Source organism: Aminipila luticellarii (assembly GCF_004103735.1).
In the GTDB taxonomy this organism is placed as follows: Bacteria; Bacillota; Clostridia; order Peptostreptococcales; family Anaerovoracaceae; genus Aminipila; species Aminipila luticellarii.
In genome coordinates this window covers 1,380,882-1,394,429 of sequence record NZ_CP035281.1, presented here as the reverse complement: position 1 = coordinate 1,394,429, position 13,548 = coordinate 1,380,882, and the positions used below count along the sequence as shown (strand labels likewise).

General features: G+C 40.3%; 10 protein-coding genes and 2 tRNA genes. 11 read left to right on the top strand and 1 reads right to left on the bottom strand.

What is annotated here, in order from left to right; all coding sequences use genetic code 11:
* Positions 1-57: 57 nt before the first annotated feature.
* Positions 58-858 (bottom strand): histidinol-phosphatase HisJ family protein, encoded by an 801-nt coding sequence (locus EQM06_RS06385; protein ID WP_128745541.1) that lies wholly within the window; start codon positions 856-858, stop codon positions 58-60.
* Positions 859-1,013: 155 nt separating this feature from the next.
* Here EQM06_RS06385 and EQM06_RS06380 point away from each other — a divergent pair, with 155 nt between their 5' ends.
* The 11 genes from EQM06_RS06380 to EQM06_RS06330 all read left to right on the top strand — a co-directional run bounded on the left by EQM06_RS06380 (position 1,014) and on the right by EQM06_RS06330 (position 13,509).
* A complete protein-coding gene (locus EQM06_RS06380; protein WP_128745540.1) occupies positions 1,014-1,598 on the top strand; it encodes an RNA polymerase sigma factor in 585 nt (194 codons plus the stop codon).
* 103 nt (positions 1,599-1,701) lie between these two features.
* On the top strand, positions 1,702-2,637 hold the full coding sequence (locus EQM06_RS06375; RefSeq protein WP_128745539.1) for an anti-sigma factor family protein: 936 nt from the start codon (positions 1,702-1,704) through the stop codon (positions 2,635-2,637).
* Positions 2,619-5,351, top strand: coding sequence for a DNA polymerase I (gene polA / locus EQM06_RS06370; RefSeq protein WP_128745538.1), 2,733 nt, complete (start codon positions 2,619-2,621; stop codon positions 5,349-5,351). Before EQM06_RS06375 ends, polA begins: the two co-directional genes overlap by 19 nt.
* Before the next feature lie 15 nt (positions 5,352-5,366).
* Positions 5,367-5,951 (top strand): dephospho-CoA kinase, encoded by a 585-nt coding sequence (coaE, locus tag EQM06_RS06365; RefSeq protein WP_230975045.1) that lies wholly within the window; start codon positions 5,367-5,369, stop codon positions 5,949-5,951.
* A gap of 17 nt (positions 5,952-5,968) precedes the next feature.
* Positions 5,969-7,639, top strand: a complete 1,671-nt coding sequence (locus EQM06_RS06360; protein ID WP_128745536.1) for an ABC transporter substrate-binding protein — start codon at positions 5,969-5,971, stop codon at positions 7,637-7,639.
* A 57-nt stretch (positions 7,640-7,696) separates the two neighbouring features.
* Positions 7,697-7,778, top strand: a tRNA-Leu gene (locus EQM06_RS06355).
* A gap of 69 nt (positions 7,779-7,847) precedes the next feature.
* A tRNA-Leu gene (locus EQM06_RS06350) sits at positions 7,848-7,934 on the top strand.
* Between the two features lie 61 nt (positions 7,935-7,995).
* A complete protein-coding gene (gene yajC / locus EQM06_RS06345; protein ID WP_128745535.1) occupies positions 7,996-8,445 on the top strand; it encodes a preprotein translocase subunit YajC in 450 nt (149 codons plus the stop codon).
* Between the two features lie 156 nt (positions 8,446-8,601).
* Entirely contained in the window at positions 8,602-8,967 is a 366-nt protein-coding gene (locus EQM06_RS06340; RefSeq protein WP_128745534.1) for a TIGR04086 family membrane protein, read from the top strand.
* 123 nt (positions 8,968-9,090) lie between these two features.
* Positions 9,091-11,301, top strand: coding sequence for a protein translocase subunit SecD (gene secD, locus EQM06_RS06335; protein ID WP_128745533.1), 2,211 nt, complete (start codon positions 9,091-9,093; stop codon positions 11,299-11,301).
* 12 nt (positions 11,302-11,313) lie between these two features.
* Positions 11,314-13,509, top strand: a complete 2,196-nt coding sequence (locus tag EQM06_RS06330; protein ID WP_128745532.1) for a RelA/SpoT family protein — start codon at positions 11,314-11,316, stop codon at positions 13,507-13,509.
* Positions 13,510-13,548 lie beyond the last annotated feature (39 nt).

Below are 13,548 nucleotides of genomic sequence, written 5' to 3'. Positions count from 1 at the left end.
TAAACCTCTCTTAAGCTTGAATACTGTATATCATACCAAATATTTCAAATTTTAATCTCAGATACGGACAAAATGAACCTCTCTATTCTCAAAAGTTGAAATATAATGAAATCCAATGGATTTAAGGAGCTCCATGACCTCATTATAATGATCGGCAATACAGGCGGGATCATGTGAATCCGATCCAAAAGTGATAATTTCTCCGCCCAGCTTCCTGTATAGAGACAGGATTTCCAAAGTAGGGGTGGTTCGTCCATTTTTAAGATATCTGTAACAGGAAGAATTAAATTCAATTCCTTTTCCATTTTCGATAAGCCTTTTTAAAATATCATGGATCATATCCATATACGGTTTATATTTTGGAATTTGATCAAAAGGAACATATCGGTCGACTACGTTGATGTGTCCCATTACATCAAAATCAGTATAACTTTTTAAACATTCATACGCGTATTCATAATAGCGTTCAAAGGCCTTGGGAATATCCACTCCTTCCGTAAAATATCCTGTATACAGGTCTTTGTGATCCGTACAGTGGAAAGAGCCGATGAGAAAGTCATAGGGAAACGCTTTTGCGGCCGTCTTACATTTTTCTAAAGTCTCACCGTGCTGAATGCCTATTTCCAGTCCTTTAATAATCTTAATTTGATTTTTATATGTTTTTTCTACTTTCAATAAAGTGTCATGATATTTGTTAAAATCGATAACGAAAGGGTACTGGGGGTCCGGATAGTCCGGGTCGTAATGATCTGTTATGGCTAACTCCTTTACTCCTTTTTGTATGGCGGCCTGAATCATATCTTCGGCGGGTATGACGCAGTCATCCGAGAAAGAAGAATGGGTATGATAATCGTACATATTGATAATCTCCTTGTGTTATATACATGAATTTTGTTATAATAAAATATATTTGTCTTTAACAGGTTGTTTAAATACGAACTGTTTAAAGAACAAATAGTATATTAACTTTGTATTTTATCATAAAACGCACAGATTGAAAAGAGCATGACACCATGATTTCGGAAGAAGAACGAGCATTAATCAAACGGGCGAAAGAAGGAGACGAGGGTAGCTTTGAGACCCTCCTTTTGTCGTGCAAAGGAAAGGCTTATAATATCGCATTGCGGTATGTCAAGGATGAGAATGATGCCATGGATGTATTACAGGAAAGCTTCATAAAAATATTCCGGCATTTAAAAAACTTTAATGAAGAAAGCAAGTTTGAGACCTGGGTATATCGGATTGTTGTCAATGCCTGTTATGACTTCTTAAGGAAAAAGAAAAAGAAATACAGGGAAGTATCCATGGAATCGGAAGATCATCCGGCAGGAGCAGAGCTGGATATTCCGGATGGCGCACCTCCGCCGGAGGAAATGATGCTGAACAGGGAAGAGAGTGCATATATCCTAACGTGTCTTGACAAAATACCGGAAGAACACAAAAAAATAATTATTTTAAGGGATATAACGGGACTTTCCTATGAACAAATTTCAGAGATACTGGAATGCTCCATAGGAACGGTCAAGTCTCGTATATCGAGAGCCAGAAAAAACTTAAAAGAAATCTATTTGAACAATCTGAAAATCCGGGATTCGTGATTTTGAAGGAGAATATTACATAAGGTAAAAGGATGCATGGAACAAAAATCATTTCGATGGTGTCTAAAATAAAGAAAATAATTTTAAGGGAAGGAGATATCATATGACTTGTCCGGAAGCAGAAGACTTATTATCTGCATTTATAGATCACGAACTAGATGAGGAAAAAATGGAAGAAATGCGGGAGCATATAGAAAAATGTCCGCATTGTAAACAAACCGCAGAAGAATTGCAGCATATGATGGCTGATTTATCAAGTCTAAAGGATGTCCCTGTCCCTGAACGGTTCAACCAAAGACTTCACGAAGCACTGGCTGCTGAGGGGAGGCAGATCAGAGCTTCTAAAATGCCTCATGCGGATGGCAGGAAAAAAATACATTGGAAAAGAATCTATTCTCTGGCAGCAGTTTTTCTGGTTGGTTTATTCTCGGTTATATTGTATAATAATAATTTAGATGACTTTAATAAACAAGATGTATCCTATAGCAATCAAGCGGAGAAGGATGTCCAGCAGAAGGGGGAGTCCAAAGATACTGCTGAGGTTTCGGATAAAAAGGCACAAAACGCCAGTGATTCGTTAAATAAGGCGTACATCCCCTCTGAAAAGGCTACAGGCAATCACGACTCAGCAGTTGAAAAGAAAGCAGTAGCAGCTTCTCAAACAGAACAGGCAGCTAAAGCGGACCGGACGGACTTGAATACTGAGAAAGCAGGAGAGGCTCAAAAAGAGAATGTTCCTGTACAAAGGGATCCAATAGAAAGCCAGGCGGATGAAGGCCAAAATACGGCAGAAAATCCTCAACTGTTTAAATCGATAACCTTACAGGCAGAGGATAAAGAACTGAACGGTTATTTAGAGCAGCTTCATCAAGTTTTGGCTGAAAGCCGCTACGAAGTGAATTCTTGTACTCAGAATGAAGAAGGAAGCATGTGGATCATTGAGATCACCATTATCACGACGAATTCGGATGGACAAGAAATAAAAGAAAACGCCGTATATTGCGGCCAGGATGGTAGGTTATGGAAAAAAGAATCATAATTATAGATGGGAACAGTTTAATAAATAGGGCATATTATGCCATGCAGAGGCCTATGATGACGAAAGACGGACTGTATACTCAAGGAGTGTACGGTTTTCTTAATATGCTCACAAAAATAGAAAACGATTACGAACCGGCTTATATGGTCGTGACCTTTGATAAAAAGGCGCCTACTTTCAGACATCTGGAGTATGAGGACTATAAAGCAGGAAGAAAAAAAATGCCCCCTGAGCTGGCCATGCAGCTCCCGCTTTTAAAGGAAGTACTGAGTGCCATGAACATTAAAATGGTCGAACTGGAAGGCTATGAAGCGGACGATTTGATTGGAACGATTGCGAGAACGGCAGAAGAGGAAGATCTGGAGCCTTTGATCATCACCGGCGATAAGGATGCGCTGCAGCTTGCTACGGACAGGACAAATGTTTTAATCACCCGAAAGGGCATATCAGAGTTTGAACTCTATGACCAGAACGCTTTTATGGATAAATACGGCTTTACTCCCACACAATTTATTGATTGTAAAGGTTTGATGGGCGATCAGTCGGACAATATTCCGGGAATCCCCGGTGTGGGTGAAAAAACGGCTCAAAAACTGATTTTGGAATATGGTTCTGTAGAGAATCTTCTGAACCAGGTGGAAAAGATGCCGAAAGGGAAGCTTAAAGAAAGAATTGAAGAAAATGCACAGCTGGCTGTTATGAGCAAGAGGCTGGCAACGATCAATACCCATGTACCCATCGATATGGATTTCTCAGAGTATCGGATGGAAGAACCGGATTATGAAAAGCTGGTGGAGCTGTATGTGAAACTGGAGTTCAACAGTTTCTTAAAGCGATTAAAAGCAACCGACCTTAAAGCAGCCAACGAAAAACTGGCTGAATTGAATGGAGAGGATAAGAAATTTGAGAGGAAAGAGAGAAAACAGGTCAAAATTTCTTCCTTGCAGGAATTAGAACAGTTTTTTGCAGAATTAAAGTCTCAGGAAGAGGTTGCCCTAAAAGTATATTCGGATAAAAACCATAAATCTGCGCCAACTGTTTACGGAATTGGAATTATGTCAACAGAAAAGACTGCTTTTATAAAATGTGATGAAAATAATAAAATACTCCAGTCTTTTGCCGCTCAAGCAGTAGAAAAAAGATTAAAAATATATGGGTATTATTTAATAAACGACTACTATGTGCTCTTAACAGCCCTGATTCATGAAAATCTTATAAAAAATGTGGCTGAGCAGGGATATTTCTTTAACACTATTTTCGATTGTGCCATAGCACAATATGTTTTGGATCCATCCAAAAGCAATTATGAATTAAAGACCGTAGCTTTTGAATTGCTTCATACAGAGATTGAAAATGAAGAAGAATTTATGGCGGCCAACGGCCAATTAAATCTTTTCACAGATGCAAGCCAAAGCTATTTGGAATATACTGCAAAATGGGCTGAAACTCTTGAAGAAATGCGGTTTATTCAGGAAGCCATGCTGAAGCGGGAAGAGTTAGAGAACGTATACTACAAGGTAGAGCTTCCATTGATTGAACCGATGGCTTCTATGGAATGTTATGGATTTAAGCTGGATAAGGAAGAACTGATAACAGCTGGAAAATCTATCTCAGAGCAGCTGGAGGTGCTTACCCATAAAATTTATGAATATGCCGGAGAAGAATTCAATATTAATTCGCCGGTACAGCTTGGAACGATTTTATTTGAAAAAATGGGGCTGCCTGCGGGAAAGAAAACCAAACGGGGTTATTCGACCAGTGCAGAAATTTTGGAGAAAATAAAAGACGAACACGATATTATTCCATGTATCCTGGAATACAGGACTCTGTCCAAGCTAAAGGGAACGTACATTGACGGTCTGCTTCCTTTGGTTCATGAGGATGGAAGAATTCATGCCCATTTCCAACAGACAGTAACAGCTACAGGAAGAATAAGCTGTACCGAACCAAACCTTCAAAATATTCCGATTAAACAGGAGCTTGGAAGAAAGCTCAGAAAAGCATTTATATCAGAAGATCATTTTACCTTAGTCGGTGCGGATTATTCTCAAATCGAGCTTAGGGTTCTGGCTCATATGTCGGAAGAGCAGCATTTGATCGACGCCTTTAATCACGGAGACGATATTCACAGAATTACCGCCGCCAGAGTTTTTAAAGTACCGGAGGAGGATGTCACGGCACTCCAGCGAAGCAATGCCAAGGCGGTAAACTTTGGCGTTATATATGGCATGAGCGGCTTTGGACTTTCAGAAGAGCTGCACATTACGCGAAAAGAAGCTGAAAGATATATTGACGAATACTTTAAGACCAATACAAATGTAAAGCTCTTTATGGACGAACAGATTCAATTTTGCCGAGAAAAAGGCTATGCGACGACTATTATGGGCAGAAAAAGAACCATTCATGAAATCAACGCGAGTAATTATATGGTTCGGCAATTAGGGGAAAGGCTGGCTATGAATACGCCTATTCAGGGAAGTGCTGCGGATATTATCAAGCTGGCAATGATACATGTGTATCGGGAGCTGAATAAACGAAAGGTAAAATCCAGATTAATTTTACAGGTGCATGACGAATTGATTCTTGAAACGGCAGAGGAAGAACAGGAGGAAATCAAAGTTCTCTTGAGAGACTGCATGGAGCAGGCCATGGATCTGAAAATAAAGCTGGCCGTGGAATTGAATCAGGGGCATAACTGGTATAATCTAAAATAGAAAAGGTGTACGGTGATGAAAATAATAGGGCTAACGGGCGGTATTGGAAGCGGAAAATCCACTGTTTCAAGATATTTATCACAAAAGGGCTATTCGATTATTGATGCGGATGAAATAGCAAGGCAGATTGTAAAACCGGATTCAACAGTGCTAAAAAAGTTGGTGGGAAGTTTTGGCAGCAGCATTTTGAACGGTGACGGCAGTTTAAACCGAAGCAGATTAGCAGAGCTCGCGTTTACCCATAAAGAAGAAAAAGCCAAGCTGGATCAAATCATGCTGCAAGAAATTGTCCGGGTGATTCTGGAAAAAATCCAAACCTATGAAAAGAGCGGCAAAGAAATAATTTTTATTGATGCACCCCTGCTTTTTGAAGCCGGATTAGATAAAGAATCCAATGAAATTTGGGTGGTGGATGCAGCGGATGAAGTCAGGGTAGAGCGGGTGATAAAAAGGGATGATTCGACGAGAGAGGCTGTACTGGCACGGATAGAAAATCAAATGAACAGGCAGGAGCAGTATCAGAGAGCCAATCATATTTTAAACAACTCTACCACACAGAAGGCTTTATATGAGCAAATTGATAAATTATTGAAAAATTAAACGGGGAAAATAAAAAAATGATCAAAAAAGTGTTAATTATAGGGTTGACGTGCGTTCTTTTAATCGGAATAATCGTCTATAGCCAGCATGGTCAGGTATATCACTTATTAAATAAATCAAATGAAGAAAAGGTGGTCTACACGGAATCTCAGACGGTTAAGCTGCCTATGGAAAAGGTCAGGACCTTAAATCCGGTCACTTCAAAAGATTCTGATACGTATCAGATCAGCAAGCTGCTTTTTGAGAGCCTGTTTTCTTTGGATGATCACTTATCTCTGACCAATCAACTGGCGGAAAGCTATGAATATGCGTCCGATAAAGAGTCTGTAACCATTCGTATAAGACCCGACTCGTATTTCAGCAACGGAACGAATGTAACGGGTGAGGATGTAAAATACTCCATCGACAATTATATAGCGGCGGCAGCTTCTAACAATACCATTTACGGCAGCTATGTTTCTAATATTAAATCGGTCTCCGCAGGAAAATCGGATCGGTATTCCGTGGTCGTGTACTTTAAAAATAAAAGTGATGTTTCCATGGAAAACTTTGTGTTTCCTATTGTCTCCGAAAAAAACTTCGGAAAATATCAGGCTTCCAAAGTGGTTTCGACCGATTTTGTGCCAATAGGTTCCGGACCCTATGCGGTTAAAAGCTATAACGACATTTCCCAGCTGGATTTGATTCCAAACGAGTATTATGATGGTACCGAACCGAAGAATACTTTATCCTTTACTGTCTTGCCGGAAAAGGATGACGTGCTTCCTCTGCTAGAGGTCAGCAATCTTTCCATGGGCTGTCTGCAGGAGCTTTCCAGAGATACGCTGATTGCAGATAAAAAGGTTTCTTGTCAAAACTTTGTTTCAAATGAAGCGGAGGTCATTGGGTTTAATTTTTCAAGAGAATCCATGGCCGACAAGAAGGTCAGAAAGGCCATCGCCTATGCGGTGGATATAAAGGCCTTAAACGAAAGCGCTTATTATAAAAATGGCGTTGCCTGTGACACGATATATTTCCCGGGGTATTTGGGCATTAAAAATACCGGTGATCCGTATAAGTATGACTTAAAGAAGGCGGCAAAGCTGCTGGCCGAGGCAAAGTATGCGGATCGGGATGAAAACGGATATCTGGAAGATGAAAATGAAAAGGAGCTTACGGTAAATATTTTGGTGAACGGCGGGGATTTAAGCAGAAAAACAGTGGCAGAAGCTATTAAGACCTCGATGGATAAATTATCTGTTTCAAGCCGGATCATTTATGCCGCGGATCAAGAGGATTTTAATAATAAACTGCATGCAAAGGATTATGATTTATTTGTAGGCGGAATGAAAATCAATGAGACCTATGATTTGAGAACTCTTTTACATTCCAATTACAATAACCTCATCGGATATTCCAATAAAAAAGCAGACAGACTTCTGGATAAAATGAAATCCGGAATAACACCGGAACAGAAAATAGAAGATATGAAGTCTCTGAAAGCCATCTTAATAGATGAAGTGCCATATTACTGTATCGTGTATAAAACCTACGGAGCATTGACGGCACAAAGCTTGAGCGGAAATAGCAACCGATATATGTTCAATAATTTCTATGAAGATTGTGAAAATTGGTATTGCAGATATCCTGTGACAGAAACACCTAAAGTCGTAGATTCAGCAGAGAATAATAATTCTGAAAATCAATAACATTCTCTTTACTTTCTTTCGTAACTATGCTATTATAATCTTCGTGATTTGTGGTTTGCGCCCGTGGCGGAATGGCAGACGCGCACGTTTGAGGGGCGTGTGAGCAATCGTACCAGTTCGAGTCTGGTCGGGCGCACCATTTAATAGTATAAATAAATATATTTGTACTTGAAATCAGACAAAGATTATGATATATTAATAATAATGCGCCGGCGTGATGGAATTGGCAGACGTGCGGGACTCAAAATCCCGTGGTGGCAACACCGTATGGGTTCGACCCCCATCGCCGGCACCATTTTTATGGAACAAGTCAAATCGATTTTTGATTCGAGATATTACCAAGGAGGATGTACGAAATGGGATCTTTATACCAAAATTTATTGCCGTTGGTTCTTTTAATTGTAATCATGTACTTTTTACTAATCCGACCGCAAAAGAAGAAAGAAAAAGCCATTAACGAGATGAGAAACGGTATCAAAGCAGGTGATGAGATTATCACGATCGGCGGCCTTTGCGGAAAAGTGGTTAAAGTCAAAGAGGAGACCATTGTTATCCAAGTCGGAGCCGAAAAGCTTAAATTTGAAATGATGAAATGGTCCGTTTCCAAAGTCATAAGCAGTAATAGTGATTCAAAAGCTTCTTCAAAGAAGGCAAAGCCTGTTGAGGAAAGTCAGGAGGCTTCTAAAAAGTCACTGCCGAAGAAATTGAAGAAGACGGTTGCTGAAGAAGAAAAACCAGTTCCTGTTGAGGAAGAAAAAGTGATTACAGAAAATGTACCGGCTGAACAAGAAGCTGAAGAAAAATAAAAAAGTTTACTTACCCTGCAAATCTTGCAGGGTTTTTTTTTATACAATCAGAAATATCTTTTTAATTGCATAAAAGGTTTAGTTCTGATTCTCCTTAAAAATCAATATACTTATATAAATCTCTGCGTAAATTTGTATATAGTAGGAGGGAAGAATATGAACTATATTTATAAATTATTGAAGGGCTACTTAATCGCCTTTATTATATTTTTTGTTTTAACGATTCTTGTCACATGTTTGATTAAATTTACATCCGTGCCTGAACAGTTTTCCATGCAGTATCTGATGGCAGCCATGTGTGCTGCGACCTTGTTTCTGGGTATATTCTCGGGAAGGCTCATCGGAAAAAGAGGACTTTTATCCGCGGTAGGGCTGTCGGCTGTGTTTGTGTTTCTAATTGTATTCGGCATAAACTGCACGTACTTTCAGGATTTATCTCTGAACAGTTTTCATGCACCGTATTTATTTCCGGTAGCCCTTGGAGGTATCGGCGGTATAATTGGTGTAAATGCGAAAAAATAGCGACTTTCAAGTAGGATTATGCTTGTAGAAATACACAAAAAGTAGTAAAATGGTATGAAGTACTTTTCATGCGGCCGTGCAGCCTGTACGGTACAAATTTACAAAATAGAGGGGAAAATTAAAATGAGTGCACAAATGAAAAAAGCTTTAGCAGTCTTTACAATTATTATTATTGTGCTGGGATGGGCAATAACTATATGGGGTGCCGGACCTGTTCCGGCCATTAAAGATAAAATAAAGCTGGGACTTGACATCGAGGGCGGTGTTTATGTAGTAATGGAAGCAAAGACAGACGCCACCGGTGATAACTTGAGAAAATTAATGGAACAAACGCAGGCAGTTATTGAGCAGCGAGTAAACCAGATGGGGCTGTCTGAACCGATTGTAACCATTGAAGGTCAGAAGAGAATTCGAGTTGAACTGCCGGGAGCGGATGATGCCGATGAAGCGATTAAGCAGATCGGCAGAACGGCTCAGCTGCAATTCTTTTTAGCAGACGGAACCAAAGTGCTTGACGGAAGCATGGTCAAGGATGCCGGTATCACAACGGACAAGGAAAACGGCGGATACGCTGTTTCTTTAGAATTTAATAAGGCCGGTACGGAAGCCTTTGCACAGGCCACACAGAAAGCCATGTCCGGAGCGGTACAACCTCAGATGGAAGGCGTGAACGCAAGAGCTATTGCCATCGTTTTGGACAATCAGATCATTTCTGCCCCGGTTGTAAACTCGGTCATTCAGAACGGACAGGCTATCATTACGGGAGGAACCGGCGGTTTCCCTCAGGACGAAGCAACAAACCTTTCCGCATTGATCAGAGGAGGATCTCTTCCGGTGGCATTGGAAGAGGTGAACACGTCCACACAATCTGCAACGATCGGTTATAACGCTTTTGAAGAAAGTGTTATCGCAGGTATTATTGCTATTTTCTTGATTTTATTTATTATGCTTGCATTTTATGGAATTATGGGTGTTGCAGCAGATATCGCTTTACTTTTATATGTAATCCTTGTTCTTTGGGCAATGGGTCTGATGGGTACGGTTCTGACCCTGCCGGGTATCGGAGGTTTCATTATTTCAGTCGGTATGGCGGTTGATGCAAACGTTATTATTTTCACCAGAATCCGAGAAGAAATTGCAACCGGAAAAACTGTAAGAGTAGCGGTACATTCCGGATTCAGACGAGCCTTAAATACGATTATCGATTCGCACTGTACGACGATCATTGCGTCTATCGTGCTGTACCAGCTTGGTACAGGTCCGGTTAAAGGCTTTGCCATTACCCTGCTTCTTGGTATCATTGCCAGCTTGTTCACAGCTACTCTCGTAACGCAGCTGTTCTTAACACTGACCAGTGAATCAAAACGTTGGAGTGCTAAAAAGTACTATGGCATGAATGAAGATAATACACCAAAGCACTATATCAAAAAACAATTTCACTTTATTAAACACAGAAAAATATACTATATTGTTGCTGCATGTATTATCCTATCCGGTCTTATTGTAGGCGGCATCCGAGGATATAACTACGGTATTGACTTCACAGGCGGTACCATGATGCAATTCAATATGGAAAAACAGGTCGACCTTTCTAAGGTGGAGAGTTCTCTAAAGACTGTTGGAATTGACGCATCTGAGCTGATTTATTCCGGTGCGAACAATTCGGAGATCATCATCAAGACAACAGCTTCACTGGACAATGCCGACCGAAATAAAGTAATCACACAGTTCAATAAGGACTTTGGCATTACAGAAAAGAATGTGGTATCCGTGGAACAGTTCGGGCCTTCTGTGGGCAAGGATCTTCGCGCTAATGCAGTGAAAGCAGTGGTTATTTCCTGTATCGCCATGTTGATTTATATTAATTTCAGATTTGAATGGAAATTTGGTGTTGCCGCTATCGCAGGTGTACTGCACGATGTCCTTACGGTTATTGCCTTATACGGCATGTTCCACGTGACCATAAACAATCCGTTCATCGCGGGTGTTCTGACGGTCTTAGGATATTCCACCAATGATACGATTGTAATATTTGATAGAATCCGGGAAAATTTGGGTATAATGAAGAAAAAACAGTTGGAAGAACTGATCGACTACAGTATTAATGAGACGCTGGGACGTTCTATTATGACATCGTCTACTGTATTGATCGTTTTGATTCCAATGTTCATTCTGGCTTCAAATTCCATCAGAGAATTCATGCTGCCGCTGTTCATAGGTGTTATAGTGGGAACACTTTCCTCTATTTTCATGTGCAGTCCAATTTACTATGAATTAGCTAAGGGTTCGGACGGCAGTAAATATAAGGGAAAGAAATCAAAAAAATCATATTAATAGGAAGGTTATATGTTAAGTATGGAACAATTTTTAAACGACCTTTTAGCTATTAACCCTCATTACGATGTAGAGTTGATAAGCAAGGCTTATAAAAAAGCAGAAGAAATGCATGAAGGGCAACTAAGAAAATCTGGAGAACCGTATTTGATTCATCCGGTTGCAGTCGCAAAAATATTGGCTGAGCTTGGTATGGATGAAAATACGATTGTTGCAGGTCTGCTTCATGATGTCGTTGAGGATACTCCATACACAAAAGAAGAACTAAAAGAAGAGTTTGGTGAAGAAGTCCTGCTGTTGGTAGACGGAGTAACCAAACTGAGTTCTATTGTTTTTGAAAGCAAGGAAGAAAGACAGGCTGAAAACCTCAGAAAGATGTTTCTGGCCATGTCTAAAGATATCCGGGTTCTGATTATCAAATTAGCGGACAGACTTCATAATCTCCGAACCATTAACTATATGAACGAGAGTAAAATCATCGATAAATGCAAGGAAACTTTAGAGATCTATGCGCCGCTGGCCAGCAGGCTCGGTATCTATGCCATGAAATTTGAGCTGGAAGACATTGCACTTAAATGTCTTGACAAGGATGCCTATTATGAACTGGTGGATGCCGTAAAAGCGAAAAAAGAAGAACGAGAAGAGGTCATCAATCAGGTCATTGAGGAAATCAGAAAAAGCCTGGACGATCTTAAAATCCACTATGATATTACCGGAAGGTCGAAACATTTCTACAGCATTTATAAAAAAATGAAATATCAGCACAAACAAATCGATGAGATATTTGATTTGACCGCTGTTCGAATTATAGTGGATACCATAAAGGATTGTTATGCCGTCCTCGGTGTGGTCCATACCATGTGGAAACCCATACCGGGACGGTTCAAGGACTATATTGCCATGCCCAAGCCAAACATGTATCAATCCCTGCATACGACGGTGATAGGCGATAATGGCGATCCCTTTGAAATCCAAATACGGACCTATGATATGCACCGGGTGGCAGAGCTGGGTATTGCAGCTCATTGGAAATATAAAGAAGGAATTTCTTCCAAGCAGATGAACGGGGAAGAAGTAAAACTGGCCTGGCTGCGGCAGACCCTGGAATGGCAGAAAGAAATGAACGATCCGAAAGAGTTCATGGAGACCTTGAAGGTAGACTTATTTGCCAGTCAGGTATTTGTATTTACTCCTGCAGGCGACGTAATCGAATTGCCGGCAGGCTCCACACCACTGGATTTTGCTTTCAAAATCCATTCTGCCGTAGGGTATAAATGCGTTGGTGCTAAGGTAAACGGCAAGATGGTTCCCATCGATCACCGGCTTGAGAACGGTAATATTGTTGAAATCGTTACGTCTTCAAACTCCAAAGGGCCAAGTGCAGACTGGCTTAAAATTGCAAAGAGCAGCCACGCAAGAAATAAAATCCGAAGCTTTTTAAAGAAAGAAAATAAATCGGACAGCATAGAAAAAGGCAAAGAGCTTTTAGAAAGATATTTGAAGAAAAAAGGATATGATCCGGTTCAGGTCATGAAAAATTCTTATATCAACCGGCTGATAAAGAGCTTTAATCTTACCTCCCACGATGATCTGTTCACACAGCTCAGCTACGGCGGTGCCTTTTTGGGAAGAGCAGCCATCAATCTGATCGGCTATTTCCATGAGGAAAAACAGGAAGAGCTGAAAAAAAATGAAAATGACATTAGCAATATTACGGTAAATGAAAAGAAGAAAAAAACGCATAAAGAAAAGAACCAGACCGGCGTTTCCGTAAAAGGCGTCGATAATCTCCTGATCCGTTTTTCAAAATGCTGCAATCCTGTACCGGGAGATGAAATTGTCGGCTTTATCACAAAAGGCCGCGGGATTTCGGTACATAGGAGGGACTGCGTTAATGTGTTGAAGATGCCGGAAATGGAGCGAAACAGACTGATTGAAGTGGAATGGGATGCCAATGAGGCCAGCCAGTCCTACAATGCAGATATCTGTATTCTTTCCGAGGATCGAAAAGGGCTCTTTTCAGATTTATCGAGAGTCTGTGAGGACATGGATGTTCACATTACAGGTGTAAATGCCAAGAGTGCAAAGGATCAGATCATTAATATCACCATGACTCTTTCTATTTCAAATACAAATCAAATGGAAAAGGTCTTACGTTCCTTACGGAGCGTACCGGGTGTGGCGGATGTATACAGAGCAGTTACCTAATTTTGTTTACTATAAAAATATTATATAAACTATTGCGTT

What these genes read in the sequence shown, in the direction of transcription:
- EQM06_RS06385 (WP_128745541.1), bottom strand. Translation starts at nt 858, where the DNA reads ATGTACGATTATCATACCCATTCTTCTTTCTCGGATGACTGCGTCATA.
- EQM06_RS06380 (WP_128745540.1), top strand. Translation starts at nt 1,014, where the DNA reads ATGATTTCGGAAGAAGAACGAGCATTAATCAAACGGGCGAAAGAAGGA.
- EQM06_RS06375 (WP_128745539.1), top strand. Translation starts at nt 1,702, where the DNA reads ATGACTTGTCCGGAAGCAGAAGACTTATTATCTGCATTTATAGATCAC.
- polA (WP_128745538.1), top strand. Translation starts at nt 2,619, where the DNA reads ATGGAAAAAAGAATCATAATTATAGATGGGAACAGTTTAATAAATAGG.
- coaE (WP_230975045.1), top strand. Translation starts at nt 5,367, where the DNA reads ATGAAAATAATAGGGCTAACGGGCGGTATTGGAAGCGGAAAATCCACT.
- EQM06_RS06360 (WP_128745536.1), top strand. Translation starts at nt 5,969, where the DNA reads ATGATCAAAAAAGTGTTAATTATAGGGTTGACGTGCGTTCTTTTAATC.
- yajC (WP_128745535.1), top strand. Translation starts at nt 7,996, where the DNA reads ATGGGATCTTTATACCAAAATTTATTGCCGTTGGTTCTTTTAATTGTA.
- EQM06_RS06340 (WP_128745534.1), top strand. Translation starts at nt 8,602, where the DNA reads ATGAACTATATTTATAAATTATTGAAGGGCTACTTAATCGCCTTTATT.
- secD (WP_128745533.1), top strand. Translation starts at nt 9,091, where the DNA reads ATGAGTGCACAAATGAAAAAAGCTTTAGCAGTCTTTACAATTATTATT.
- EQM06_RS06330 (WP_128745532.1), top strand. Translation starts at nt 11,314, where the DNA reads ATGTTAAGTATGGAACAATTTTTAAACGACCTTTTAGCTATTAACCCT.